At 73.0% G+C, this 26,197-nt stretch carries 20 protein-coding genes; 12 read left to right on the top strand and 8 right to left on the bottom strand.

What is annotated here, in order from left to right; translation table 11 throughout:
* Positions 1-54: 54 nt before the first annotated feature.
* Together ACIBEJ_RS11015 and ACIBEJ_RS11010 are read right to left on the bottom strand one after the other, a co-directional pair.
* The gene (locus ACIBEJ_RS11015) at positions 55-843 is read right to left on the bottom strand and encodes an inositol monophosphatase family protein (RefSeq protein WP_397182484.1); all 789 of its coding nucleotides are present in this window, start codon (positions 841-843) and stop codon (positions 55-57) included.
* On the bottom strand, positions 840-2,816 hold the full coding sequence (locus tag ACIBEJ_RS11010) for a prolyl oligopeptidase family serine peptidase (protein WP_397182483.1): 1,977 nt from the start codon (positions 2,814-2,816) through the stop codon (positions 840-842). Before ACIBEJ_RS11010 ends, ACIBEJ_RS11015 begins: the two co-directional genes overlap by 4 nt.
* A gap of 39 nt (positions 2,817-2,855) precedes the next feature.
* On the opposite strand from ACIBEJ_RS11010, the gene ACIBEJ_RS11005 reads away from it, so the two are divergent.
* Positions 2,856-3,767: a ferrochelatase gene (locus tag ACIBEJ_RS11005; protein WP_397182482.1), complete on the top strand. Its 912-nt coding sequence runs from the start codon at positions 2,856-2,858 to the stop codon at positions 3,765-3,767.
* On the opposite strand, the gene ACIBEJ_RS11000 is transcribed toward ACIBEJ_RS11005, so the two are convergent.
* A complete protein-coding gene (locus tag ACIBEJ_RS11000) occupies positions 3,758-4,915 on the bottom strand; it encodes a lytic murein transglycosylase (protein ID WP_397182481.1) in 1,158 nt (385 codons plus the stop codon). The genes ACIBEJ_RS11005 and ACIBEJ_RS11000 overlap by 10 nt on opposite strands.
* A 117-nt stretch (positions 4,916-5,032) precedes the next feature.
* Between ACIBEJ_RS11000 and ACIBEJ_RS10995 the strand changes: the two genes are divergently transcribed.
* The 4 genes from ACIBEJ_RS10995 (at position 5,033) to ACIBEJ_RS10980 (ending at position 9,591) form a co-directional block, all read left to right on the top strand.
* Positions 5,033-6,196, top strand: coding sequence for an MFS transporter (locus tag ACIBEJ_RS10995; RefSeq protein ID WP_397182480.1), 1,164 nt, complete (start codon positions 5,033-5,035; stop codon positions 6,194-6,196).
* A gap of 140 nt (positions 6,197-6,336) precedes the next feature.
* On the top strand, positions 6,337-6,963 hold the full coding sequence (locus ACIBEJ_RS10990) for a polysaccharide deacetylase family protein (RefSeq protein WP_397182479.1): 627 nt from the start codon (positions 6,337-6,339) through the stop codon (positions 6,961-6,963).
* Between the two features lie 45 nt (positions 6,964-7,008).
* A complete protein-coding gene (locus tag ACIBEJ_RS10985) occupies positions 7,009-8,286 on the top strand; it encodes a D-arabinono-1,4-lactone oxidase (RefSeq protein WP_397182478.1) in 1,278 nt (425 codons plus the stop codon).
* A gap of 54 nt (positions 8,287-8,340) precedes the next feature.
* Complete coding sequence (locus ACIBEJ_RS10980) at positions 8,341-9,591, top strand: sensor histidine kinase (protein ID WP_397182477.1); 1,251 nt, start codon at positions 8,341-8,343, stop codon at positions 9,589-9,591.
* Between the two features lie 100 nt (positions 9,592-9,691).
* Here ACIBEJ_RS10980 and ACIBEJ_RS10975 read toward each other — a convergent pair whose 3' ends face one another.
* Positions 9,692-10,495, bottom strand: a complete 804-nt coding sequence (locus ACIBEJ_RS10975; RefSeq protein ID WP_397182476.1) for a hypothetical protein — start codon at positions 10,493-10,495, stop codon at positions 9,692-9,694.
* Positions 10,496-10,608: 113 nt separating this feature from the next.
* On the opposite strand from ACIBEJ_RS10975, the gene ACIBEJ_RS10970 reads away from it, so the two are divergent.
* Positions 10,609-11,736 carry a S8 family peptidase gene (locus tag ACIBEJ_RS10970; protein WP_397182475.1) on the top strand — a complete coding sequence of 376 codons (1,128 nt, stop codon included), beginning with the start codon at positions 10,609-10,611 and terminating at the stop codon, positions 11,734-11,736.
* Positions 11,737-11,895: 159 nt separating this feature from the next.
* Positions 11,896-14,058, top strand: coding sequence for a septation protein SepH (gene sepH, locus ACIBEJ_RS10965; protein ID WP_397182474.1), 2,163 nt, complete (start codon positions 11,896-11,898; stop codon positions 14,056-14,058).
* Positions 14,059-14,224: 166 nt separating this feature from the next.
* Here sepH and ACIBEJ_RS10960 read toward each other — a convergent pair whose 3' ends face one another.
* On the bottom strand, positions 14,225-15,688 hold the full coding sequence (locus ACIBEJ_RS10960) for a PH domain-containing protein (protein WP_397182473.1): 1,464 nt from the start codon (positions 15,686-15,688) through the stop codon (positions 14,225-14,227).
* Positions 15,689-15,927: 239 nt separating this feature from the next.
* Entirely contained in the window at positions 15,928-16,461 is a 534-nt protein-coding gene (locus tag ACIBEJ_RS10955) for a PH domain-containing protein (protein WP_397182472.1), read from the bottom strand.
* A 94-nt stretch (positions 16,462-16,555) separates the two neighbouring features.
* Between ACIBEJ_RS10955 and ACIBEJ_RS10950 the strand changes: the two genes are divergently transcribed.
* Both ACIBEJ_RS10950 and ACIBEJ_RS10945 read left to right on the top strand, forming a co-directional pair.
* Positions 16,556-17,512: an ATP-binding cassette domain-containing protein gene (locus ACIBEJ_RS10950; RefSeq protein ID WP_397182471.1), complete on the top strand. Its 957-nt coding sequence runs from the start codon at positions 16,556-16,558 to the stop codon at positions 17,510-17,512.
* On the top strand, positions 17,509-18,309 hold the full coding sequence (locus ACIBEJ_RS10945) for an ABC transporter permease (protein ID WP_397182470.1): 801 nt from the start codon (positions 17,509-17,511) through the stop codon (positions 18,307-18,309). Before ACIBEJ_RS10950 ends, ACIBEJ_RS10945 begins: the two co-directional genes overlap by 4 nt.
* On the opposite strand, the gene ACIBEJ_RS10940 is transcribed toward ACIBEJ_RS10945, so the two are convergent.
* Together ACIBEJ_RS10940 and ACIBEJ_RS10935 are read right to left on the bottom strand one after the other, a co-directional pair.
* Positions 18,293-18,754 (bottom strand): hypothetical protein, encoded by a 462-nt coding sequence (locus ACIBEJ_RS10940; RefSeq protein WP_397182469.1) that lies wholly within the window; start codon positions 18,752-18,754, stop codon positions 18,293-18,295. The genes ACIBEJ_RS10945 and ACIBEJ_RS10940 overlap by 17 nt on opposite strands.
* The gene (locus tag ACIBEJ_RS10935) at positions 18,712-21,549 is read right to left on the bottom strand and encodes a BTAD domain-containing putative transcriptional regulator (RefSeq protein ID WP_397182468.1); all 2,838 of its coding nucleotides are present in this window, start codon (positions 21,547-21,549) and stop codon (positions 18,712-18,714) included. The genes ACIBEJ_RS10940 and ACIBEJ_RS10935 overlap by 43 nt, the downstream gene beginning before the upstream one ends.
* A gap of 120 nt (positions 21,550-21,669) precedes the next feature.
* Here ACIBEJ_RS10935 and ACIBEJ_RS10930 point away from each other — a divergent pair, with 120 nt between their 5' ends.
* The 3 genes from ACIBEJ_RS10930 (at position 21,670) to ACIBEJ_RS10920 (ending at position 26,174) form a co-directional block, all read left to right on the top strand.
* Positions 21,670-22,242 carry a YbhB/YbcL family Raf kinase inhibitor-like protein gene (locus ACIBEJ_RS10930; protein ID WP_397182467.1) on the top strand — a complete coding sequence of 191 codons (573 nt, stop codon included), beginning with the start codon at positions 21,670-21,672 and terminating at the stop codon, positions 22,240-22,242.
* Positions 22,243-22,425: 183 nt separating this feature from the next.
* Positions 22,426-23,895 (top strand): hypothetical protein, encoded by a 1,470-nt coding sequence (locus tag ACIBEJ_RS10925; protein ID WP_397182466.1) that lies wholly within the window; start codon positions 22,426-22,428, stop codon positions 23,893-23,895.
* A 59-nt stretch (positions 23,896-23,954) separates the two neighbouring features.
* Positions 23,955-26,174: a SulP family inorganic anion transporter gene (locus ACIBEJ_RS10920; protein WP_397182465.1), complete on the top strand. Its 2,220-nt coding sequence runs from the start codon at positions 23,955-23,957 to the stop codon at positions 26,172-26,174.
* The last annotated feature ends 23 nt before the right edge of the window (positions 26,175-26,197 follow it).

The following is a 26,197-nucleotide window of genomic DNA, read 5'->3' as shown; positions in this document are numbered from 1 at the left end:
CGAAAAGCATGAACGGCCGGAGCCCGGTGGGGCTCCGGCCGTTTCACGTCCGCGTCAGGTGTCCCGCTCCGGGTCCAGGGGCGCGAGCAGGCCGTGCAGGTCCTCGAACAGGCCGGGCGCCGCGCACAGGGTCAGCTCGGTGTTGGGCCCCTTGCCGTGCAGGCCGCCGATCCTGGCGCCGGACTCGGCGGCGACGAGCCCGGCCGCCGCCCAGTCCCAGTAGTTGACGCCGCGCTCGTAGTAGGCGTCCACGCGGCCCGCGGCGATCGAGCACAGGTCGGTGGCGCAGGAGCCGCCCCGCCGGATGTCGCGCACCCTGGGCAGCACCGCCGCCAGCACCTCCCCCTGTACGGCCCGCCGCTGCGGCGAGTACCCGAACCCGGTGGCGACCAGCGCCTTGGACAGCGGCACGTCCTGGTTGCAGGCCAGCCGCGAGCCGCCGAGCCAGGCGCCCTCGCCGAGCGCGGCGGTGAACACCTCGCCCCTGGGCACGACGTTGACGACTCCGGCGACGATCTGGCCGTCGACCTCGACCGCGATGGAGACGGCCCAGTCGGCCAGGCCGTACAGGAAGTTGACGGTGCCGTCGACGGGGTCGACGACCCAGCGCACGCCGCTGGAGCCCGGGGTGGCGCCGCCCTCCTCGCCGAGGATCATGTCGTCGGGGCGGACGGCCAGGATGCGGGCCCTGATGAGCTCCTCGGAGGCCTTGTCCAGGGCGGTGACGACGTCGGTGGGGCTGGACTTCGTCTCGACCGCCGCGGACATCGTGGGGCGCTCGGCGAGCAGCATGGCGCCCGCCTCCCGGGCGATGTCCTCGGCGAGCTTGAGAAAGTCCGTCATGCCACGGAGTCCGGGCGCTTCCACTCCTGGCCGAGGACGTGCTGGGCGAGGAAGGCCAGCACGGTCTCGTACCAGGCGACGGCGTTGCCGGGCTTGAGGATCCAGTGGTTCTCGTCGGGGAAGTACAGGAACTTCGACTCGACCTCGCTGCGCCGCAGGTCCCACCACAGGCGCAGGGCCTCGCCGATCGGCACCCGGTAGTCCTTGTCGCCGTGGATGACCAGCATCGGGGTGCGGATGTCCTTGAGCCCGTGGTGCGGGGAGAGCTTCTCGTAGCGCTCGGAGCCGGGCTCGCCGAACTCGCGCTGCCAGTACATCGCGGCGTCGGTGGTGCCGGCGAACTGGTCGAGGTTCCACAGCGCGGCGTGGGTGACCACGGCCTTGTAGCGGTCGCTGTGGCCGGCGACCCAGTTGGCCATGTAGCCGCCGTACGAGCCGCCCATCGCGCCGGCGCGCTCGCCGTCCACGTCGGGGCGGGCGAGGGCGACGTCCACGATCGCGTCGAGGTCGGCGAGCGTGCGCGGGCCCCAGTTCCCCCAGCCGCGGTCGATCATCTCCTGGCCGTAGCCGGTGGAAAGGCACGGGTCGGGCAGCAGTACGGCATAGCCGTGCTCGGCCATGATCCACGGGTTCCAGCGCCACTGCCAGTCGTTCCAGGAGGCGACCGGGCCGCCGTGGATCCAGAGCAGGAACGGCGCGGGGTCGTCGGCCGAGGCGCCCTCGGGCAGCACCAGCCAGCCGCGGATCGTCGCGCCGTCGTCGGCCGTGGCGGAGATCTCGGTGAGCGTGCCCTTCGTCTCGGGCCGCTCGGCGGGGGTGGGCAGGTCGGTGACCTGGCCGCCGGGCAGGTCGACGCGGGCGGGCCCGGCCGGGAAGGAGACGGAGCTGCGCAGCGCGTACAGGGAGCGGCCGTCGGCGGCCGGGTTGAGCGCGAGGTAGGCGTCGTCGTCGCGGGTGAGCCGGGAGGCCGCGCCGCCGACCGGCACCACGAACGCGGGGCGGCGGCCCTGGTGGTCGGCGACGATGTAGACGGCCGCGGAGTCGGGCGCCCAGGCCACGTCCATCGGGAACAGGTCGGGGGCGTGGACCTGGCCCCGGCCGGTGTCCAGGTCGCCGATCCACAGCTCCATGCGGGCCGAGACGTCGAGGCCGGTGTGCCGGTCGCGCGTGGCGGCGAGCCTGCGGCCGTCGGGCGAGACCGCCAGCGGGCCGGTGAAGTCGCCGTCCTCCTCGGACACGATGGTGTGCCGCTCGCCGCTGACCACGTCGATGCGGACCAGGTCGGTGCGCTGCTCCCCGCCGGGCAGGTACGTGGTCCAGGTGCTGACCACGGCGGCGCCGTCGGGGGTGAGGTCGAAGGAGGCGTTGACCAGCGCGCGCCCGGCGTCGGGCGTCAGGTCGCGCACCTCGGCCAGGCGGTCGCCGCTCAGCCGGCCGGCGAACAGCCGGGGGTTGCCGGGGCCGAGGTCGTGGTCCCAGAAGCGGACCGGGTAGCCCTCGTGCAGGATCGCGCTGACGCCGGCGTCCTTGCGGGCCTTGCGCCGCTCCTCCTCGGTGGACTCCTCGCCGGTGAGCACGTCGGCGGAGAAGACGACCACGTCGCCCGCGGTCTTGAAGGCGCCGATGCCGCCGGGCCTGGCGGCGATCTGGCGGGCCTCGCCGCCCTCACGGGGCAGCAGCCACAGCGCGGGCGTCTCCTCCTCGCCGTCCTTGACCGTCGGGTCGGGACGCGCGGAGGTGAACAGCACGTCGCCCGCGGCGGTGAAGTCGGCCGCGCTCTCTCCCTTGGCCGAGCGGGTCAGCCGGTAGGGGGCGCCGTCGACGGGGATCGCCCAGAGCGCGGTGCCGAAGGACTTGCCGTCCGGGTTCAGCGACTGGACCACCGACACCAGCCGCGAGCCGTCCGGTGACAGCTTCAGGGAGAGGACTCGAGGGATGGCCACATAGTCGCGAATGTCGTTGAATGCGCTCACCCGATCGAACCTACCTCAGCGCCCCCTAGGCTTGCCTGCGTGGGAAACTACGACGCACTGCTGATTCTGTCCTTCGGCGGACCCGAGGGTCCCGACGACGTCATGCCCTTCCTGGAGAACGTGGTACGCGGCCGGGACGTGCCGCGCGAGCGGCTCAAGGAGGTCGCCGAGCACTACTACCACTTCGGCGGGATCAGCCCGATCAACCAGCAGAACCGCGAGCTGATCGAGGCGGTGCGGCCCACGCTCGACGTGCCCGTCTACTGGGGCAACCGCAACTGGGCGCCCTACGGCGAGGACACCGTGCGGCACATGCGCGAGGACGGCGTGCGCAGGGCGGCGGTCTTCGCCACCTCGGCCTTCGCCGGGTACTCCTCCTGCCGGCAGTACTACGAGGACATCGCGCGCATCTCCCTGCCGGACGGGCCGGAGCTGGTCAAGCTGCCCCACTACGGCGACCACCCGGGGTTCGTGACGGCCATGGCCGATCGGGTCCGCGACGCGCTGGCCGAGCTGGGGCGGCCCGACGCGCGGCTCGTCTTCACCGCCCACAGCATCCCGCTGGCCCACGCGAAGAGCGCCTACGAGAGCGAGCTGCGGCGAAGCTGCGAGCTGGTCAACGAGGCGCTGGGCCGTACGCGGGGGTGGGACCTCGTGTGGCAGTCGCGCAGCGGGCCGCCGCAGGTGCCGTGGCTGGAGCCGGACGTCTGCGACCACCTGCGCACGCTGGACGAGCCGGTGGTGCTGGCCCCGATCGGGTTCGTCTCCGACCACATGGAGGTCGTCTACGACCTCGACACCGAGGCCGTGGACGTGGCCCGCGAGCTGGGGCTGCCGATGGCGCGGGCGGCCACGGTCGGCACGCACCCGGCCTTCGTGCGCATGGTCGGCGAGCTGATGGCCGGGCCCGAGCCGGTGCCGTGCTCGCTGGAGACGTGCCCTCAGGTGTAGGCGCGGGCGTACGCCTCGGCGTAGCCCATCACCTTGTTCACGTAGTCCCACGAGTGGTTGTAGAACCAGATCGCCTTGCGGAGCTTCTCGCCGCCCTTGCCGGCGCCGTTGGCGCACAGGTAGTTGGCGGCGCCCGGCACCGCGTCGTAGGGGCTCCAGATGTCCTTCTTGCCGTCGGCGTCGCCGTCCACGCCGTAGGCCCGCCACGTGGCGGGCATGAACTGCATCGGCCCCAGCGCGCCCGCGCTCGACGGCCCGTTGTTGCGCCCGTGCCCGCTCTCGACCTGCCCGATGGCGGCCAGCACCGTCCACGACAGGCCGGGGCAGCGGGTGGCCGCCTGCCTGTAGAGGTCGAGGTAGCTGCCCGGCCGTCCCACCGACGCCACCACCTGCTCCTTCGGCTCCTGGGTACGGCTGCCGCCCAGCCCGATCACCTGGGCCCCCTTGCCGAGCAGTTTGGCGACCCCGGCGGTGCCCACCTTGCCCTCCTTGCCGTGCAGCAGGACGGCCACGCCCGGGGCGACGCCGAGCGCCCTGCCGGTCTCGGCGCTGACGATGGCGTCGATGCCCTTGAGCCCGAGGCCCGCCGAGGCGGCCAGCCGGAGCCTGGGTCCGCCGTCCACCTGGTAGTCGGCGCCCAGCACCATGCCGAGGCGGCGCGCGGCGGCGGTGTCGGCGACCAGTTCGCCGCGGTTGAGCGCGCTCCAGACGGCCGGCTCGTCGGCGACCGGCTTCGGCGTCCAGGAGCGGAAGTCGGCCGGGGTGACGGCCAGCACGTTCAGCCCGGTGCCGGAGATCTTGATGGCGCCCGCGTCCACGACCGCCACCTTCTGCACGTGCTTGAGCCGGCCGAGCGCGTGGCGGGCCTGTTTGGGCACGGTGGCGCGGGCGATCGCCAGCACCCTGGGCGGGGTGGGGGTGATGCCGGCGCCGCCCCTGCCGAAGTCCTTGACCTGCTCGGGGACCAGGCGTTCCAGAGGCTCGGGCCGGGTGGCCGGCTCGGGGGCGCGGCGGGTCCGCTGGGGCTCGGCCGTACCGGTGAACAGGTCGTCGCGGAAGAGGAAGACGGCGCCGCCGCTCGTCACGGTGACCACGGCGACCGCGGCCACGAGCAGCATCGCGGAGCGGATCGAGGGAAGAGCGGACACGCGGGACACGTTACCCAAAATCACTTGCGCTTCAGTGAGGGTCTCCAGAAGGGTGGCAGGCGGCGATAGGGGGAAGTTGTGGTCGGGCCGTATCGGGGACTGTTCAACGGGCCCGGGGTGAAGGGTTTCTCGCTGGCCGGCTTCGTGGGGCGTTTCCCCATGTCGATGCTGGGAATCGGGATCGTCCTGCTGATCTCCGCGCTGACCGAGTCCTACGCCACGGCGGGTGCCGTCGCGGCCGTGGTCAACGTCTCCTACGCGATCGCCGCGCCGCTGTCGGGACGGCTGGCCGACCGCTTCGGCCAGAGCCGGGTGATCATCCCCTTCTCCGTGGTCAACGCGGTGGCGCTGGTGGCGCTCATCCTGAGTGCCGGGTTCCGGCTGCCCGAATGGACGCTCTACGCCTCCGGCCTGCTCGTCGGCGCGACCTCGCTCTCGCTGGGCTCGATGGTGCGCGCGCGCTGGTCGGCGCTGCACGGCGGCTCGGCCAAGCTGCACACGGCCTTCGCGTTCGAGTCGGTGGCCGACGAGGTCATCTTCGTGACCGGTCCCGCGGCGGTGACGCTGCTGGCCACCTACGTCAACCCGTACGCGGGGCTGGCGGTCGCCGTGGTGCTGATGCTGAGCGGGTCGCTGGCCCTCGCCCTGCAGCGGCGCACGCAGCCGCCCGTCACGCCGGTCCGGGTCGGCGGCGGCACCCCGATCCTGATCCCGGGCGTCGCCCTGCTGTCGAGCGTCTATCTGGGGCTGGGCGCGGTGTTCGGCTCCGTCGACCTGATCACCGTGGCCTTCGCCGAGGAGCACGGGGCCAAGGGCGCCGCCGGGTTCCTGCTGGCCGCGTTCGCGGGCGGCTCGATGGTCTCCGGCCTGTGGTTCGGCTCGCGGCACTGGCGGATCTCGCCGCGCCGTCGGTTCGTGCGCGCGCTCGGGGTGTTCGTCGTCGGCCTGCTGCCGATCATGTTCGTGGGTGACACGCGGGTCATGGCGTTCGCGCTGTTCGTGGCGGGCCTGGCGATCTCGCCGACGCTCATCACGGGCTTCACGCTGACCGAGCGCCTGGTGCCGCCCTCGCTGCTGACCGAGGGGATGGCCTGGATCTCGACGTCGATCGGGTTCGGCGTCGCGCTCGGGGCCTGGGCGGGCGGCCGGCTCACCGAGACGTTCGGCGCGTCCAACGCCTACGCGTTCTCGCTGGGGTGCGCGCTGCTCGCGGCCCTCGTCGGGGTGTCAGGTTCGGGTTTGCTGAGGATTCCGGAAGCGCCTTCTCCCGCGAAGAGCTGATCCGCTACGGTCGGGAGATCCCTCAAGCAACACCCTCAACTCACGAAAGCTCCGTTATGTCCCGACAAATTGCTTCACTTCTAGCTATCGCGGCTGTAACCATCACTCTGGCCCCAGCGCCCGCTTCCGCCGCTCCCGAGGTGGACTGCACGCAGGTCAAGTGCCTCGCGCTGACCTTCGACGACGGGCCCGGCAAGTACGCTGACAAGCTCCTCGACACGCTGAAGAAGCACAACGCGAAGGCGACCTTCTTCCTGGAGGGCCAGTACGTGAAGGCGCGGCCCGCCTTCGCCAAGCGCATGGCCAAGGAGGGCCACGAGCTCGGCAACCACAGCTACAAGCACCCCAACTTCACCGACCTTGAGCCGGGGGCCATCCGGAACGAGGTCAAGAAGACCCAGGACATCATCCACAAGACGACCGGGGTCACGCCGAAGCTGCTGCGCCCGCCGTACGGCATGGCCGACATCCAGGTGTCGGACGTGGCGGCGGAGTTCGACATGCCGATCGTGCTGTGGACGGCGGGCTCACGCGACTGGGCCACCAAGAACGCCGACGAGATCAAGAAGCAGACCTTGGCCGTGGCCCAGCGCGACGGCATCATCCTGATGCACGACTGGGTCAAGCAGACGGTCGACGTGATGCCGAACATCGTCACGTTGCTCCAAAGCCGCGGCTACACGCTGGTGACCGTTTCCACACTGCTCAAGAACCAGAACCTCCAGCCCGGCGACATCTACCCTGTTCCCGAAGGCTGGGAGAGGTGAGTATCGTTCACGTTTAACGGAACGATCCTCTCCAGGGGGCGCATCATGGTCTTCACCAACTGGGCACGCAACCAGTCGGGCACCCCCGCCGAGGTGCGCACGCCCGCCTCGGTCGAAGACGTGGCGGGCGCCATCCGGGACGCCGCGCGCACCGGACGGCGCCTGCGCATGGTCGGAACGGGCCACTCCTTCACCGGAGTGGCCCTCACCGACGGCATCATGCTCAGGCCCGAGGGGCTCACCGGCGTCAGGACGTGGGGCCGGGACCGGGTGACCGTCCTCGCCGGCACCCCGCTCGAACACCTCAACGAGCTGCTCGACCAGCGCGGCCTCGCCCTGGCCAACATGGGCGACATCACCGCGCAGACCGTCTCCGGCGCCATCCAGACCGGCACCCACGGCACCGGCCGCGACACCGGCGGCCTCGCCGACCAGGTCGACGAACTGGAACTCGTGCTCGCCGACGGCTCCGTGGCCACGGTCAAGCCCGGCGACGACCTCTTCGACGCCGCCCGCGTCGGACTCGGCGCGCTCGGCGTCATCACCGCGGTGACCTTCAGGGTCGAGCCCGCCTTCCTGCTCCACAACCGGCGCCGCCGCCTGCCGCTCACCGAGATCCTGTCCACGCTCGACACCCTGACCTCGGCCAACGAGCACCTCGACTTCTTCTGGATCCCGCACACCGACGCCTGCCTGTTCAAGACCAACAACAGGAACCCGGGCCCGGCCCGGCCGCCGGGCGCGGTCAAGCACTGGCTGGACGCCGTCTTCCTGGAGAACACGCTCTTCGGCGCCGCCTGCGCGCTCGGCGCCCGCTTCCCCGGCCTGATCCCCCGCATCAACGCCGTCAGCGCCGCCGCGCTCGGCGACTCCGAGTCCGTGGACACCGCCTACAAGATCTTCACCGCCCGCCGCGACGTGCGCTTCCTGGAGATGGAGTACGCCATCCCGCGCGAGCACCTCGGCCAGGCCCTGCGCGAGACCCGCGACCTGGTCGAGCGCATGGACTGGAAGATCACCTTCCCGATCGAGGTGCGGGTCACGCCGCCGAGCGAGGCGTGGCTGTCCACCGCGTACGGCCGCGCCTCCGCCTACATCGCCTGCCACATGTACCGCCCGACCCCCAACCCCGCCTACTTCGAGGGCGTCGAGCAGATCATGACGAGGCTGGGCGGACGCCCCCACTGGGGCAAGATGCACACCCGCGACGCCGCCTACCTCGCGACCGTCTACCCCCGCCTGCCGGACTTCGTGGCGCTGCGCGACCGGCTCGACCCCGGCCGGATCTTCACCAACGACTACCTCGACACCGTCCTCGGCTGAGTCTTCCAGCAGGCTGGAGTGCTGTGCGCTCCTGCGGTCCATACCCTTTGAGGCATGACGCGCGACGCCCTGGAGGCTCTTGACCGCCTCGCGGGCGGGCTCGGCACCGCCGTACTCGCCCTGTTCGTCACTATGGCGTGGACGGTGACGCTGGTGAGCTGCCTGACCGGCGTCGGACTGCTGGCGCTGCCCGGGATGATCGGGCTGACCAGGTCCGTGGCCGACCGCGAACGCGCCCGCCTGGGCCGGCGCGGCGATCCCGTCGTCTCCCCCTACGGCGAACCGCCCGAGGGCGGCTGGACCGAGCAGATGAAGGCGGCCTGGCACGACCCCTCCGTCCGCCGCGACCTGGCGTGGACGGGGATTCACGCCACGATGGGGCTGCTGCTCGGGCTGCTCGGGCTCGCGCTGCCGATCATGGGGCTGCGCGACCTCACGTACCCGCTGTGGTGGCGGCTGCTGCCTGCGGGCGAGGCCGGCTCCTCGCTCGGCGTGCCCGCGCAGACGTGGCCCGCGGTCCTGGCCGTCGGCCTGTCGGGGGTGCTCTGGCTGGGGCTGGCCCTGGTGCTGGGGCCGCGGCTGGCCGTCCTGCAGAGCCTGCCCGGCCGCAGGCTGCTGGCGCCGCACGCCTCCGTCGACCTGTCCGCGCGGGTCGCCCGGCTGACCGCCACCAGGGCCGCCGCGCTGCGCGCGCACGCCGCCGAACTGCGCAGGATCGAGCGCTCCCTGCACGACGGCGCCCAGAACCGGCTGGTCGCCGTCGTCGTCACCGTCGCCGCCGCCCGGCGCGCCCTCGCCCGCGACCCCGCGAGCGCCGACCCCGCGCTCGAACGCGCCCAGACCGCCGCCGAGCAGGCCCTCGCCGAACTGCGCGGGGTGGTGCGCGGCATCCTGCCGCCCGTGCTGGAGGACAAGGGCCTGGCCGGCGCACTGTCGGCGCTGGCGGCCGGGTCGGCCGTTCCGTGCGGGCTGAGCGTCGGCGAACTCGGGGCGCTGCCGCTGTCGGTCGAGGCCACCGCGTACTTCACCGTCGCCGAGGCCCTCACCAACGTCGCCCGGCACAGCGGCGCGTCCCGGGTGGACGTCGAGGTCACCTGGTACGGCGAGGCGCTGCGGATCACGGTCGGCGACGATGGCCGGGGCGGCGCCCGTGAGGGCGGCGGTGGGAGCGGCGTCGGCGAGGGCGGCGGATCGGGGCTGGCCGGGATCAGGCGGCGCGTGGAGTCCCACGACGGCACCCTCGTCCTGACCAGCCCGGAAGGCGGCCCTACTCGGCTGGCGGTCGTCCTGCCGGTGACCCCCTGACGACCGGCCTGTCGCGGCAGCCGTACCGGAGAGCCCGGCCCTTTGCGGCAGCCGTACCGGAGAGCCCGGCCCTTTGCGGCAGCCGTACCGGAGAGCGGGGTCAGGGGACGGTGGCGTGCTCCTGGTCGGCGGCCGGGTCGTCCGGGGGCGGGGTGGCCTCCTCCTCGGGCCGGGGCGTCTCCTCGGGCTGGGTGGTCGGCTCGCCCGACGGTTCCACCTGGCCGGTCCTGGTCGGGGTGGGGGTGGGCGCGGGTGTCCTGGTCTTGGTGGGTTTGGGAGTCGCGGTGGGAGTCGGGGTCGGGGTGGGTTCGCGCTCCTCCTCGGTGGCCGGGACGTCGGAGGACGGCGGTGCGTGCTCCTCCGTCTTCACCGGCTCCTTGGGCTCCTCGCGGACCGAGGCGGGACGCTTGCCGGGTAGTTGGTCCTGGATCGCCGATCCACTGGCCGCCTGGTACGCCAGGATCGCGCCCATGCTGATCGCGAACACCAGCGCCGCGGCGAACCCGAGCTTCAGCCACGGCAGCGGCCGGCGTCGTTCCGGCTCGGCCACGGGCGCCATGACCAGCGTCTGCTCACCGGGCTCCGGCGGCGGCTCGTCGCGGATCGTCGCCTGGGCCGCGGTGGCCAGTTCCCCCTCGCCATCGCGGTGCGGCGGCACCTCCTCGCCGTTGCCGTGCTCCCGCCACGCGAGCACGGTGTGTTCCTTGACCTTCTCGCCGGTCCGCTTCAGGTAGTGCGTGTAGATCGCGCTGCCGACCGTGCTGGCCACGCTGGCCACGGCCGCGCCGATCACCGTCCCCGCCACGCCGAGATACGACGCGGCCACCGCGGCGGTCACCGCGGCCAGTGCTCCACCGAGGACCTGCGGCACGCTCAGCTCGAACCTCCGCTGCTCGCCGCTCATCCTCCAGATCAGTCCTCTCTTGTCATGCGCCAGGTAAAGAGCTTCCTCGTGAATAGACGCGAGCGCGTGTCCTGTTGTTCCTGTGACCTGCGTGACAGGAAGGCTCAAGGGTCGTGCCCCGCCGATTCGGACTGCCCTCCGTCTATGCCGCCGCGGCCGTGGCCACGGCCGTCACGACCGTCGCCCCGCTCGCCGTGACCGAGCCCGCCTCAGGAGTGTCCGCGCGGCCGGTGGTGATCGAGCCCACCCGGCCGTACATCGTCACCGCCCGCACCCGCGGCGACGCGCGCGACCTGGTCAGCGAGGCGCGCTGGCGGGTGCGCCGCTACTACACCGCCGCGCTGCCCGGCTTCGCGACCTGGCTCAGCGACAGGGAGGCCGCCGAACTGCGGGCGGACGCGCGGGTACGCTCGCTCGAACTCGACCGTCAGGTCCACCCTATGGGCGGCTGGGCGCCGGCCCGGCTCGGCGTGCGCGCCCCCGACGGCCGCTCCCGCCGCCCGGCGACCGGCCGCGGCGTCACCGTCTACGTGCTCGACAGCGGGGTGGACACCGGTCACCGCGAGTTCGGCGACCGCGCGTGGCGCGCGTTCGACGCCACCGGCGGGCGCGGCGCCGACTGCGGCGGTCACGGCACCAGCGTGGCGGGCGTCGTCGCAGGTCGCACGTACGGCGTGGCCCCGCAGGCCAGGATCGCCTCGGTGAAGGTGCTGGGCTGCGGCTTCGGTTCGATGTCGGACGTGCTGGCCGGGGTCGACTGGGTGCGCGGGCACGCGCGCGGCCCCTCGGTGGCCAACATGTCCTTCGGCGGCGAGCCCTCCCCCGCGCTGGACGCTGCCGTGAGCAACCTCACCCGCGCCGGGATCCTCGTCGTGGCCGCCGCGGGCAACGCCGGTGAGAACGCCTGCTCGGTCTCGCCCGCCCGCAGGGCCTTCGCCGTGGCGGCCAGCGACTCGGCGGAGCGGCGGGCGCCGTTCTCGAACCACGGCCCTTGTGTCGATCTCTACGCGCCGGGCGTCGACGTGCGTTCCGCCCGGCTGGATGGGACCACGCGCGAGGTGAGCGGCACCTCCATGGCTGCCCCGCACGTGGCCGGTGTGGCCGCCCTCTACCTGGAGTCCCATCGCGGCTCCAGCCCGTCAACTCTCGCGTCTTGGCTCAAGTCCACGGCGACCCGTGGCGCGATTCGTCAGAATCCGTCGAGGACCCCTAACCTCCTGCTGCACTCCGGCGGGCTATAAAGGGTGGAATCAGGAAATGTGACCGGCGTCACAACGCCTGGGGAGTATCCCAGGCAGGCGATGTTCGGACATGCCGGGTACGGTGCTGGCAGGCAACCGGCACACGCGAGAGACTCAAGGGTCCGGGGGAAGAATGAGCGCGCTGACGAAGGGACTCGCATGCAGGAGCTCCGACTCGTCGCGGTGAGTGAGGACGGCACCTATCTCGTCCTGGCGACAGCCGGGCGGGGTACGCGGTTCACGCTCCCCGTGGACGACCGGCTCCGCGCTGCCGTCCGCGGAAACTTCTCCCGTCTCGGCCAGTACGAGATCGAAGTGGAGAGTCCGTTGCGCCCCAAGGAGATCCAGGCACGCATTCGCGCTGGAGAAACCGCGGAAGAGATCGCCGCGACCGCGGGAATCCCGGTCGAGCGCGTCCGCTGGTTCGAGGGTCCCGTGCTCCAGGAACGGGAGTACGTGGCCCAGCAGGCGCAGCGCGTAGCCGTGCGCATGCCTGGAGAGTCCGCGCCGGGACCCACGCTCGGCGACCTGGTCGCCGAGCGCCTCACCCGCCGCGGCGTGCCCACCGACGAGATCGACTGGGACTCCGCCAAGCGCGACGACGGCCTTTGGCGGGTCAAGCTCGGCTATGTCTGGAACGGTCACACCCGGCACGCGGAGTGGCTGTTCGACCCGCGCAAGCGGCACGTGACGCCGCATGACGACGAGTCCATGAGACTGTCGTCGGCCGACTTCGACCCCAACCCGCCCGCCGAGGACACCACGGTCACGCCGTTCGCGCCGCGCACCGCCAAGCTGCAGCCGGTGCCGCCGCTGCCGTCGGTGATCAGGCACGAGCCGCCCGCCGTGGTCAGGCCCGCCGACGGCCCCGCCGTGGCGTACCCGCCGGGCCGCGACGGCTTCCCGCCCGGACGCGAGTCGTTCCCGCCCGGACGCGAGTCCTTCCCGCCCGCCCGGGAAGGCTTCGCGCCTGGACGCGAGGGGTACGCGCAGGGCAAGGACGGCATGACGCCAGGCAGGGACGGTCTGGCCCCGGGCAGGGACGGTCTGGCACCCGGCAGAGACGGCCTCGCACCGGGCAGGGACGGTCTCCCGCCGGGCAGGGACGCCTACTCGCCCGCGCGTGGCGAAGGCGCCTACGGCCGACCCGAGGCGCCCTCTCCTGGGGCGCCCTCGCGCGGGTACCCCATGGACGACGAGCCCTCCGACGCGAACGACCGCGCCCCCGAGGGCCTGCGCCGCGCTCCGGCCGCCTGGCACCCGGACTTCGCCGCCAACCGCCCCCAGACCCGCGACACCGACCCCATCTACGCCCCGGCCCCCCGCACCCCCACCCCCACGGACCCCACCCCACCGCCCCCGGCGACCCAGGAACCGGCGGCGCCCGCAGCCCAGGAGCCCGCGACGCCCGTGGCCCAGGAGCCCGTGGTGTCGGCGTTGCCCCCTGCCCAGGAGCTCTCGGCACCGGAACCGGTGGCCGCCGAGCCCGTCGCCCAGGAGCCCTCGCCAGCGGCCCAGGCGCCGGTGACGCCCGTGGCTCCGGAGCCCACGGCCCCCGAGCCCGTCGCCATCGAGCCCGTCGCGCCGGAGCCTTCGGTCGCCGAGCCGGCCGCCGAGGAGCCCGTCGCCGCTGAGGAGCCCACGGCCGCTGCTGAGCCGGTCGAGGCCGTACCTGTCGCACCGGTCGTCGAGGCAGTGGTTGCCGAGCCTGCCGCCCCGGAGCCCGAGGTTGTGGAGGCGGAGGCTGCCGAACCGCAGGTTGCGGAGGCAGAGGTTGCCGAGCCGGAGGCCGTCGAGCCGATCGAGGAGCCCGTTGCCGCCGAGCAAGTTGCCACTGAGCCCGTAGCGGTCGAGCCGGCGGTGGCCGAGCCGGTGGCGGTCGAGGAGACGAAGCCCGCGGCCCCGGAGGTCAAGGCAGCCGAGCCAGAGACACCCGCGGTCGAGGCGCCCCAGCCCGAAACGCCAAAGGCCGAGACGCCCAAACCCGAAGCACCGAAGCCTGACGCACCCAGGCCGGAAGCCCCCAAGCCGGAGGCGGCACCCAAGCCTGAAGCGCCCAAGGCCGACGCGCGCCAGGCATCCGAACCCGATGCACCCGAGCCGGAAGCGGCGAAGGATGAGGCGGTGGTGCCTCCGGCCAGGGATGGCAAGGACGAGCCGATTCCCAAGCCGAAGCCCAAGCCCAAGGACCCGTCCACGGTGCCGGTTCCGTCGCCGCCGCCCGCGCCCGCGGCTCGGCAGCCGCGCAAGGGTTCCAAGGGCAGGCGCGCCTCGGTCCCGACCTGGGACGAGATCATGTTCGGCGCCCGCAAGCAGGACTGAAGCTCCGGAACACGGCCGGCCACGGAAAGTGGCCGGCCGTGCGTCGTTACGGCGGGCCGTGCGTGCGACTGCCGGGCGCCCGAGGATCGGGCGCGGCGCACGGCGGCGGGAGGCGCCCACCCGGCTTGCCGTAAAAGGAAAAAGGGCGTGATCAGGAGAAGACGGGTCAGGAGGAGCGGAAAGGGGCCAGCCAGTCGGGGGTGACCTCGGCGGGAAAGGTGACCGCCTGGGACTCCGAGACGTCCACTGCCGAGTAGCCGCCCTCGCCCGCCCCCACCCCCGCCACGAGCGTCATGACGCCCGCCCGCCGCTGGAACCACGTCTGGCGGATCCGCCACCCCACCACCGCGCGCCGTTCGAACACCGCCTGGGAGCGTCGCAGCGAGCCGGAGCGCACCGACAGCCGGACCCCGTCGTACCCGTGCCCGAGCGACCTGTAGCGGTCGAGACCCAGCGGCACCCCCAGCCCGGCCAGGACCAGGGCGACGACGGCCAGCACCCACCAGGCCGTCGCGCCGGAAAGGAGGGCGGCGGCCAGCGCGAGGGCGGCCAGCGCGGCCCACGGCGCGATCGCGCGGAACAGGCGGCGGTTGCGCGCCACAGGCGGGTGCGGGCGCAGGTCGGCGGCGAAGGGGCCGACCGCCTCGCCGGTGACCTGGTGGGCGACGGCGCGGGGCACGTCGGGCAGGAGCTGGCCGCGGGCCTGCGAGTCGCCGAGGCCGGTGACGATGGCCCAGACGCGTACGACTCCGGCCCAGCGTTCGGCGAGGGCGTCGGCGATCTCGTAGCCGCGCACGCGCCGCGCCTCCAGCGAGACGCTCCTGCGGTTGATGAGGCCACGCTCCGCGACGAGGTAGCCGTCGCGCTCCTTGAGGGTGAAGTTCCAGTTGAACACCGCGTACATGACCCCGCCCACCACCGGCATCGCGATCACCAGCAGCACGACGACGACCAGCAGCAGGTAGGGACGGTCCCAGAGCCACTGACCGGCGTTCCAGGCGGCGTCGCGGCCGAAGCCGAGCTGGTCGCCCCACTGGAACGCCAGCCCGACGGCGCCACCGGCCAGCGCGAACGGCGTCAGCAGATAGGCCCCCGACAGCGGCCCGTAGAGCAGCCAGGCGCGGGGCACGCGCATGATGACCCGCTCGCTCTCCTGCGGCCGCTCCGCCGCCGTCTCGGGGCTCGGCGCGCGCGTCTCCTGGGCGCGGGCGCGCAGGAGCACGGCCTTGAGGCGTTCGGCCTCGGCGAGGGTGACGCCGTCGAGCTCGCCCTCCTGCTCGCTGCCGCCGCTCGCTCCGGTGTCGATCTTGAGTACGGCGAGGCCGAGCAACCGGTGCATGGGCGGCATGGAGACATCCACGCCGCGGATGCGCTCAAGAGGGATGGTCCGGACGGAACGGCTGATCAGTGACCGCTTGATCTCCAGCCGGTCGCCGGCGAGCTGGTAGCTGAACGTCGCCCACCGGATCACCGCGAACACCACCGTCCCGGCGACGCCCAGCGCGGCCCACAGGAAGGAGCGTGGCGAGAACCCGCCCACGAACAGCACGCCGACCAGCGGCAGCAGCAGGGACGGCAGCATGCGGACCGGATCGATGAGCAGCACCTTGGGACTGAGCCGCAACGGCACCGCCCACCCCCCAGGCGGCCCGCCCTGCTCCCCCGGCCCCACCCAGGGTCCATGTCCAGACCCGGGGTCAGGCACGGGCCCATGACCGGGCTGCGCGGAGCCATAGCCGGGCTGCGGGGAGCCAGGCGCGGGGCCCAAGCCAGGTTGCACGGATCCAGGGCCTGGTTGCGCGGGACCGGGGTGTGCGATTGGAGGGCTGGGCTGGGCGGGCTCAGGGGTGGGGTGGTGGGGGTCGTGGGTCATGTGGCGTCGTCCCTGAGCTGCTCGGCCCGGTGGGCGAGCTGGTCGGCCAGCCCGGCGGCCACGCCGTACTCGAGGCCCTTGATCGTGGACGACCCGGCGTGCGAGGCGGTGCGGATCTCCAGCGTGGCCAGCCCGAACAAGCGCTCCAGCCAGCCCTGCGCCTTGTCCACGGTCTGGATCCTGCTCACCGGCACGAACACCCATTCCCTGGTCAGGAAGCCGGAGCGGGCGTAGACGACATCGCCGGACAGTTCCCACCGATGGACGGCGAAGCGTACGAACGGCTCGGCCGCCAGGAACGGCGTGGCCACCACGGCCACCCCCACAGGCAGCAGCCACGAGTCGTCCGACAGCCACCCGGGCACCCAGCTCCACCCGCTGCCGCCCACCACCCGTGCCACGACGACCGCCCCGCCCACGAGGAGGACGAAACCGATCAGCGACTCCAGCATCCACAGCTGCCTGGCCTTGGGCGAGACGTGGTGCGCCGGGTCACGCAGGGTCCCCGCCCGGGGCTCGGATTCACTCACACCGCCCAGCTTAGGTGTGTCCCGTGTCAGCGTTATCTCAGCGCCGCCCGCCGGGGGTCAGGGAACTGTCAGTGACGTGGTTCACAGTGGGTCCATGCGATACGCGATCGAGGCCGAGGGCCTGGCCAGACGCTACGGCGAGACCACGGCGCTGGCCGGTGTGGACCTGGCGGTGCCGCCGGGAAGGCTGCTCGGCGTGCTCGGGCCGAACGGCGCGGGAAAGACGACCGCCGTGAGAATCCTCGCCACCCTGCTCGCGCCCGACGCGGGCCGGGCCTCGGTGGGCGGGTACGACGTGGTGCGCCACCCGCATCAGGTGCGGTCGCTGATCGGCCTGACCGGGCAGTACGCGGCGGTCGACGAGATGCTGACCGGCGTCGAGAACCTGCTCATGATCGGCCGCCTGCTCGGCCTGTCCCGGCCGGAGGCGCGGGAGCGGGCGCGGCGGCTGCTCGACCGGTTCGATCTGGCCGAGGCCGGCGGCCGGGCCGCGAAGACCTACTCGGGCGGCATGCGCAGGCGCCTCGACCTGGCGGCGAGCCTGGTGGGGCGGCCCCAGGTGCTGTTCCTGGACGAGCCGACGACGGGGCTGGACCCGCGCAGCCGTACCGACCTGTGGGGGGTGGTGCGCGGGCTGATGGCCGACGGCGTGACCGTGCTGCTGACCACCCAATACCTGGAGGAGGCGGACCAACTGGCCGACGACATCGTGGTGTTCGACCACGGCAGGGTGATCGCGTCGGGGACCTCCGACCAGCTCAAGTCGATGACGGGCGCGCAGGTGCTGGAGGTGAGCCCGCTGCGGCCGGGCCAGCTCGGCCTGGTGGCCGAGGTGGTGGGCGCGGTGGTGACGACGCCGCCCGAGGTCGCCAACGGCAGGGTGACGGCGGCGGTGCACGATCCGCACGTGGTGCCCGCGGTGGTGCGGCGGCTGGACGAGCTGGGGGTGGTGGCCGCCGAGCTGGCGTTGCGTAAGTCGAGTCTGGACGAGGTGTTCCTGGCGCTGACCGGGCACCGTGCCGACCCCGAGGCCGCGGCGGTGACGTCATGACGGCGGCGGAGGCCCTGCGCGTGGGGCAGCGGGCGGGGGCGGGGGCGACCGTCCGGCAGACGGCCACGCTGGCCTGGCGGAGCCTCGTGCAGATCAAGCACAACCCCTGGGACCTGCTCGACCTCAGCATCCAGCCGATCATGTTCCTGCTGCTGTTCACGTATGTGTTCGGCGGCGCGATCTCGGGCTCCACGGGGGACTATCTGCAGTTCGCGCTGCCCGGACTGGTGGTGCAGAACGCCCTGTTCTACACCCTGTCCACGGCGATCGGGCTCAACACCGACATCAGCAAGGGCGTCTTCGACCGGCTGCGCAGCCTGCCCATCGCGCGCACCGCGCCGCTGGCGGGGCGGATCGTCGCGGACACCTTCAAGCAGGTGTGGGCGTTCGGGCTGCTGGTCGGGCTCGGGATGGTGCTCGGGTTCCGGATCCAGACGAGCGTGGCGGGGCTGCTCGGCGCGCTGGCGCTGCTGGTCGTGGTGGCGCTGGCCATGTCGTGGATGTCGGTGCTGATCGGGCTCAGGGCGTCCAGTCCGGAGAAGGTGCAGATGATCGCTTTTTCGGCCATGATGCCGCTGACGTTCACCAGCAGCGCGCTGGTCGATCCGGCGACGTTCCCGGCGTGGTTGCGGGCGTGGTCGGAGGTCAATCCGGTCTCCCACCTGGCCGACGCGATCCGCGGGCTGCTCATCGGCGGCGAGGTGGCCGGTCCCGCGCTGATCTCGCTGGGGTGGGCGGCGGGGTTCGTGGCGGTGTTCGCGCCGCTGGCCATCAGGGTCTTCAGAACCCGCCTGTGAAGGGCTCGTCTGTGGAGGGCCCGTCTGTGAAAGGGCCGTCTGTGAAGGTGCTCGCGAGGTCCAGGGCGGCGGGCGTGTCGAGGGCGTGGCCGCGGGCGAAGTGAAGGTCGAAGGAGCCGGGTGGCAGGACGGAGCGGGTGGCGTGGGTGACGCGGACGTGGTCGGGCTCGACGACCGTCGCGATGCCCTTTACGGCCGCGGCGGCCCCCAGCAGGACGGCGGCGCGGGCGTTGGCGCCCTCGGCCAGCGCGTACGCGGCGCAGCCCACCACGGCCAGGCCGGTGAGCTGCGCGTCACCCGAGACCGCCGCCTGCTCCAGCGCCGAGGTGAGGTGGTGGCGAGCCTCCCCCAGCCGCCCCTTCTCCAGCGCGGCCAGGGCCAAAGAGGTGCTGACCGCGGCGATCATGGGCCGGGGCACGCCCTCGGCGGAGTCCATGACGGCCATCGCCCGTTCGTAGTGCGCCAGCGCCGTGGGCAGGTCGCCGTCGTGCCGGCCAGGTCGCCCTGCGCCGCGGTGACACCGGCCTCTCCCACCCGGTCGCCGAACCGGACCACCAGATCGGCGATCTCGGCCAGCTCGCGCTCCGCCCCGACCCGGTCCCCGGCCAGGTTGAGCGCGAGCGCGAGGCGGGCGCGCAGGTAGGGGGTGTCCTCGGCGGCGCCCAGCGTCCGCATGGTCTCCAGGGCCTCGCGCATGACCGCGATGCCCTCGTGGATTTCGCCGCGCAGCACGTGGAGGTCGGCCGTGGCGGCGAGGGCGGAACCGATGCCCCACCGGTCGCCCACGGCGCGGTAGCCGGTCAGCGCGGCCCGCAGGTCGGCCGCGCAGCCGTCGATCCGGCCGCCGTAGTAACTGAGCAGGCCGCGCATGAGGTGGCCGGAGGCGACCACCCATGGGTCGGGGTGTCCCAGCAGTTCCTCGGGGTCGCCGCCGTCCGGGGAGGGCTTCTGGGCGCCGCCGTACAGGACGAACATGGGCATGGCCAGCGCGACCAGCGGATGGCCGTGCCCGCCGAGGCGATGGCCCTGCCCCCCGAGGCGATGGCCCTGTCCGCTGAGGCCGTGGGCCTGTTCGCTGAGGCGGTGGGCCTGTTCGCTGAGCAGGCGGGCCTGGGCGAGTGCGGCGCGCGCCTCCTCCCACGGCAGCGCCGCGCCGACCGCGTTGATCCCGTGTACGGCCAGCGCCGGCGCCCGCAGCCGCCCCGGAGCCAGAGGGGCCGCGGCCAGCGCCTCGGCGGCCCGCCGTGCGCCTTCGAGCCTGCTTCCCCGCAGCCACCAGTACCACCCGAGCGCCCCCACCAGCCGCAACGCCGTCTCCCCCGCCTCGGGGTCGGCCTGCGCGGCCCCCACGCACCAGCGCAGGGCGGCGGCGAGGTTGTCGTGCTCGGCGGCGAGCGCGGCGAGGTGGCCGAGCTGACCGGCCGCGCGCAGGCCGGGTTCCGCGCGTTCGGCGAAGCACAGGTAGTACGCGGCGTGCGCGCGCCGGAGGCCGTCGCCGTCGGGCAGGTGTTCCACGGCGAAGGCACGGATCGTCTCCAGCATGCGGTAACGCCCGGCCTCGAAGACGACGAGGGATTTGTCCACCAGGCGGGTCAGCGGCTCCAGTTCGGCCGCGCACACCTGCTCCACGGCCTCCAGCGTGGCGCCGCCGGAGAAGACGGACATGCGGGCGGCCAACTCGCGTTCCGGCTCCGGCAGCAGGTCCCAGCTCCACGACACCACCGCCCTGAGCGTCTGGTGGCGCGGCTGCGCCGTACGGCTGCCGCTCGTCAGCAACGAGAACCGGTCGTCCAGGCGCGCGGCCACCTCGCCCGCGCCCAGCGCGCGCAGGCGCGCGGCGGCCAGTTCGATGGCCAGCGGCAGGCCGTCCAGCGCCCGGCAGATCCGCGCGACCGCCTCGGCCTCGGCGGCGTCGTCCAGGGTGTAGCCGGGGCGGACCGCGGCCGCCCGGTCGGCGAACAGCCGCACGGCCGCGTACGCGCGGGGGTCGCCGGTGCCCGGCGGGGGCAACTCCAGCGGGGGCAGGGGCAGGCTCGTCTCACCGGTGACCGCGAGGGGTTCGCGGCTGGTCGCCAGCACGCGTACACCGGGGCACTCGGCGAGCACGCGCTCGGCCACCTCGGCGGCGGCGCCGATCACGTGCTCGCAGTTGTCCAGGACGATCAGCGGGGCGCGGTCGCCGATGAGCCGCACCAGCCGCTCGATCGGCCGCTCGGCGACCGGGTGCCGGGTGGGGTCGCGCAGATCCAGCGCGTCCGACACGGCCTGGACGACGTCCGCGGCGCCGGCCAGTTCCACCAGCCAGGCGCCGCCGGGCGGGGCCAGCGCCGCGGCGGCCTCGACCGCGAGCCGGGTCTTGCCCGCGCCGCCCGGCCCGAGGACGGTGACGAGGCGGTGGCGCTCCAGCAGCTCGCCGATGTGAGCAACATCACGGTCGCGGCCCACGAAGCTCGTCAACCTGGCCCGCAGGTTGCCCGCCCGCCGCTCAGAGCGCGGCCGAGGCTCGTCGCGAAGCAGTTCCAGATGGATACCGGTCAGCTCAGGCGAGGGTTCCGCGCCGAGGGCGTCACGGAAGGCGCGGCGGGCGCTGTCGTAGGCGGCCAGCGCCTCCACGCGCCGGCCCGTCGCGTGCAGGGCCCGGATGCGCAGCCCGTGCAGCCGCTCGCGCAGCGGGTGCGCGGCCAGCAGCCCCGCCAGCGCGTCGAGCGCGTCCGCGGCCCGTCCGAGCCGCAGGTCGGCCTCGGCCAGGTCCTCGGCGGCGACAAGCCGGAGGTGGTCGAGGCGGGCCACGTGGGCGACGAGCGCCTCCCGGTCCGCCAGGTCCGCGAGCGCCGGTCCGCGCCACAACCCCAGCGCCTCCCGCAGCAGACCGGCCGCGGTCCGCGCGTCCCCCTCCGCCAGCCGCGCCTGCCCCTCCCGAGCCAGTACGGCGAAGCGGTGCGCGTCCACCTGGTCAGGCCCCGTAACCAGCCGGTATCCGGCCGGTTCCGCGACCACGAGCTGGCGCACCGGGTTTTTGCCGAGAGCCGCCCGAAGCCGGGAAACCAGCGCCTGGAGCGCGTTGGTGACGCCGTCCGGCGGCCGATCCGGCCACACCCCGTCGATCAGGGCGGCCGGTGGAACGGTCCTGCCCGCCGAGACAACCAGCAGGCCAAGGAGGGTGCGTAGCCGCTGACCAGCGATCTCGACGACCTCGCCGTCCCGCCGGACCTCGAGCGGGCCGAGAATGCCGAAGGTCATGCTTGTGTCCAAGCTCACCTTCTCCATCCCTCGATTCTGGAGGATTTCCGCCCCTTCCCCTGCCACCGACCCTCGCGAAACGGTCGGCGCACCGCCGTGAGCCGCGTAGCATCATCCGGCATGGGGCTGCGTTACACGGCGACACGCGTGCGACGGGCCGTCGTCTGTTCGGCGGCGGTCGCGCTGGCGCTCGCGTCGTCGGGCTGCGCACTCCTGCCGGGCCGGTCGATGGCCAAGGACATCGGCCAGCTCAACGTCACCAGTCCAGAACTACGCGAGGGCAAGCCGTTGCCCCGCGAATATTCCTGCAAGGGCAGCCAGGGCAGTCCGCCGCTGCGCTGGTCGGGAGAGCCGCTGCCGGGTGCCAAGTCGATCGCGATCGTGCTCGACACCCACACCGGCTCGAATCCCTCGGTCAACTGGGTCGTCTACAACATCCCGCCCGACTGGACCGAGCTCGGCCCCAACGCCACCGAGGCACTGCCGGACGACGACACCGGCCAGGCCAAGGTGACCAGCGGCAAGGAGGGCTACGAGCCGCCCTGCCAGGAGAAGTCCACCTATCGCTTCAGCGTCTACGCGCTGGACGAGCGGGTGACGGTCGAGGGGGACGCCTCGCTCCCCAAGGTCCTGAAGGACATCGCGGACCGGACCATAGCCCGGGGGCGCCTGACGGTGGTCAACATCGAGTGAGAGGTCGAACACCGCAGGTAGTAATGGTTACCAATTCTTCACTTAGGGTGTGACAACGCTCATAGTGGTCCGACAGAATCAGATCCAATTGTTAGACGTCGGTGATCAAAGGGGGCAGGTCGCGTCGATGGCCGCGCGATCTCACCGGCGCCACTGGGAGGCCATGGCTTTGAGGGTGGTGCAATGATCGCGGTCGTAGTCAGCTTGGTCGCTGTCGTGCTCCTCGTGCTCGTCGTCGTGGCACTGGGCATGCGTTCGATGAACAAGAGGGAGAGTTCCCTGCCTCCGGAGCGGCTGAAGGAGATGGCCGACCGGGAAGAGATGAGGACGGCGCGTTCGACCGACGAGTTCGCGGCGCACGAGCCCCGCATGAACAACTTCAGCCCCGACTTCAGCCCGATCGACGAGGTGAAGCAGCCCCGGCCGGTACGCACCGGCCAGCGTGGCAAGCGCGGCGTCGACGAGTGGGGCAACCCGAGCTCCGACGACGAGGACGAGGAGTTCTGGGCGAACATCCGCAGCGACGCGGAGGAAGGCGGCTTCGGCGCCGGCGGCACGGTCGCGGCCCGCAAGGGCGCCTCCCGCCCGGTGAACGTGGACCGTCCGATGGGCGCCCCGCGCCCGGTCAAGCCCGAGCAGCCGGTGAGCGCCGCAACCGCGGCCGAGCCCGACCCCAACGCCGCCACCGTCCAGCAGCCGCTCCCGCAGCGCACTCCCGCTCCCGCGGCCGCCAAGGCGAACCTGGCCGATCTGGTCGAGCCGACGCAGCGCATGGAGGCGGTTCCGAGCGAGGCCCCGGCCCCGCCCACGCGCCCGTCGCGGCGGGCCAAGAAGGCCCCCGCCCCCGCCAGCGCGGAGGTGGCCGACCAGCGCACCGTGACCTTCGCCGCCCCGACCGCCGACGTGATGAGCATCCTGGGCGCGGGCGCGCAGCCCGTACCCCCGCCGCCGTCGTCGCGTCCGGAGCCCGCTCGCAACAGCGGCGCGTTCCCCGCCCCCGCCGCCACCCCGCCGACCTCGCCCTCGTTCACCCCGACCAACAGCGGCTCGTTCACCGCGGTCCCCAGCGGCACGCTGCACGGCGCGCCCACCAGCGACCCGTTCCCCGCCTACGTCAACAACGCCGAGACGTGGCAGAGCCCGGTCTCGCCCACTCCCACGGCCTCGGGCTCGTGGCCGGCGACGCCGGTGCGTGACGTGCTCGACGACCCGACGCCGGTGACGCCGGGCCCGGCCGACTCCTGGCCCGCCTTCGAGGGCGCCTACGCCCCCCGGCCGGCGGGCAACGACTATCCGAACTCCTACGAGGTGCGCGCCGGCTGGGCCGTGGCCGACGACAGCGAGGTCACCGGTCCCACGCCCGCCTCGGGCACGCCGACGGCGCCCGCCCGTGCGGTCTCCGCCTACGACGACGTGCTGGCCGCTCCCACCGCGAACCCCGCACCGCAGCCCGCCCCCTACCCCGCCTACGAGACCGGCGACTACGCCCCCGCCTCTCCCACCGGCGGCGCCGCCTGGCCGGAGCCGCCCGCGAACGGCGGCTGGCCGAGTTACGGCGAGATGTACCCCAACGGCCAGGAGCAGCAGCCGGCCCGCCAGGGCGGCCGCCGCCGGGCGCCGGAGCAGCCGGAGTATCCCGACTACTACCGGTGATCATCAAAAGCCCGAGCAAGGCGTAATCCCTGGTCAGTGGGGCCACTAGAGTTGCTCGCATGATCAGGGACACACAGAGTAGCGTGATCCGCACGCTCCGATACGACCTGCCCGCCTCGCTGGTGGTGTTCCTCGTCGCGGTGCCCCTGTCACTGGGCATCGCCATGGCCTCGGGAGCGCCACTGGCCGCGGGCCTGATCTCGGGCGTCGTGGGCGGCATCGTGGCGGGCGCGCTGGGCGGCTCCGCCGTACAGGTGAGCGGGCCCGCCGCGGGTCTGTCGCTCGTCGTGGTGGATCTGGTCCACACGTACGGCTGGCGCGCCACCTGCATGATCACCCTCCTGGCCGGGGCGGTGCAGATCGTCCTCGGCCTCTTCCGCGCCGCGCGGGCCACGCTGGCGGTCTCCCCCGCGGTCATCCACGGCACGCTGGCCGGGGTGGGCGTGGTCATCGCCTTGTCGCAACTGCACATCGTGCTCGGCGGCAGCCCGCAGACCTCGGCCATCGCCAACCTCATCGAGTTGCCCGCGCAGATCGCCGCCAACCACGACCACGGCTTCGCGGTCGGCATGCTGACGATCGCGGTGCTGGCGATCTGGTCGAAGCTCCCGAAACCGGTCAGGGCGGTGCCCGCGCCGCTGGCCGCGCTGCTGGCCGCCGCGGTGACGGCCTGGGCGTTCGGCTGGGACGTGACCCGCGTCGACCTGTCCGGCAGCTTCACCGACTGGGCCTTCCCGGTCCTGCCGCAGGGCGACTGGCACCGCGTCGTCGTCGCGGTCCTGCTCGTCGCGCTGCTGGCGAGCGTGGAGTCGCTGCTGTGCTCGGTCGCGGTCGACGGTACGCACCAGGGTCCCCGCGCCGACCTCGACACCGAGCTGACCGGCCAGGGTGTGGCCAACATGGTCACCGGGGCGCTCGGCGGCGTACCCGTGGCCGGGGCGATCGTGCGCAGCACCGCCAACGTCAAGGCGGGCGCGCGCAGCCGCTGGTCGACGGTGCTGCACGGCGTCTGGATGCTGCTGTTCGCGCTGGGGTTCGGCTGGGCGATCCAGTTGATCCCGATGGAGGCGCTGGCCGCGCTGCTGGTCTTCATCGGCGTGCAGATGGTCAACCTCGGCCACGTCAGGAAGGTGCACGGCCACGGCGAGGTGCCCGTCTACATCGTCACCCTGCTCGGCGTCGTCGTGCTCGGGCTGGCCGAGGGCGTGGTGGCCGGGCTGGGTCTGGCGGCGCTGCTGGCCCTGCGCAGGCTGACCTGGGTGACGGTGAACGTGCGGCCGGAGGAGGACGGCCACTACCACGCGACGATCTCCGGCTCGCTCACCTTCCTCGGGGTGCCCCGGCTGACGCACGAGCTGCGTTCCATCCCGGAGGGCGCCAGCGTCGACCTCGACCTCAACATCGACTTCATGGACAACGCCGCGTTCGAGGCGATCCACTCCTGGCGGGTGGACCACGAGCGGATGGGCGGCACCGTGGACATCGACGACATCCACGACGAGTGGTACGCGATGGCCGCCTCGGGCTCACGCATGTTCCCCGCCAAGACGCCGCCGCGGGCACCGGACCGCTGGTGGCTGCCGTGGGCGCACCGCAGGCGGCGCAGCGCCGTCCGGCCGTCGCTGGTTCCGCAGCAGGTCGGGCCGACCGCGGTCGAGTGCCAGCTCACGGCGGGCGCGCGCGAGTTCCATCGGCGTACGGCTCCGCTGGTGCGTCCCATCTTCACCGAACTGGCCCGCCGCCAGACGCCCTCGCACCTGTTCATCACCTGTGCCGACTCGCGGGTCGTGCCGAGCCTGATCACCGCGAGCGGCCCCGGTGACCTGTTCACCGTGCGCAACATCGGCAACCTCGTGCCCCGGCGCGGCAGCGAGCCGCACGACGACTCGGTCGTGGCCGCCATCGAGTACGCCACGCAGGTGCTGGGCGTGCGGACGATCACGGTCTGCGGGCATTCGGGCTGCGGGGCCATGGCCGGGCTGCTGAGCGGCGGGGTCCAGGCGGGCAGCATGCCCGGACTGCGGCGCTGGCTGCGGCACGGCAACCACAGCCTGGCCACGTTCATCGGCACCGAGAGCGACGGCAGCGACAGCGGGCCGCTGGATCGGCTGTGCCGGGTCAACGTGCAGCAGCAGTTGCTCAACCTGCGTACCTACCGGCGGGTGGACGAGCAGGTCAGGGCCGGGGAGCTGGAGCTGGTCGGGCTCTACTTCGACATCGGGCGGGCGCGGGTGCACATGCTGCCGCCGCTGCCTTCTACGCTCTCGGTGAAGACATGACGGGTTCTGCGGGCCGTACGCGA

Source organism: Nonomuraea sp. NPDC050790 (assembly GCF_044456745.1).
In the GTDB taxonomy this organism is placed as follows: Bacteria; Actinomycetota; Actinomycetes; order Streptosporangiales; family Streptosporangiaceae; genus Nonomuraea.
The sequence above is the reverse complement of the archived record's forward strand: the minus strand, read 5'-3'. Positions and strand labels throughout refer to the sequence as shown.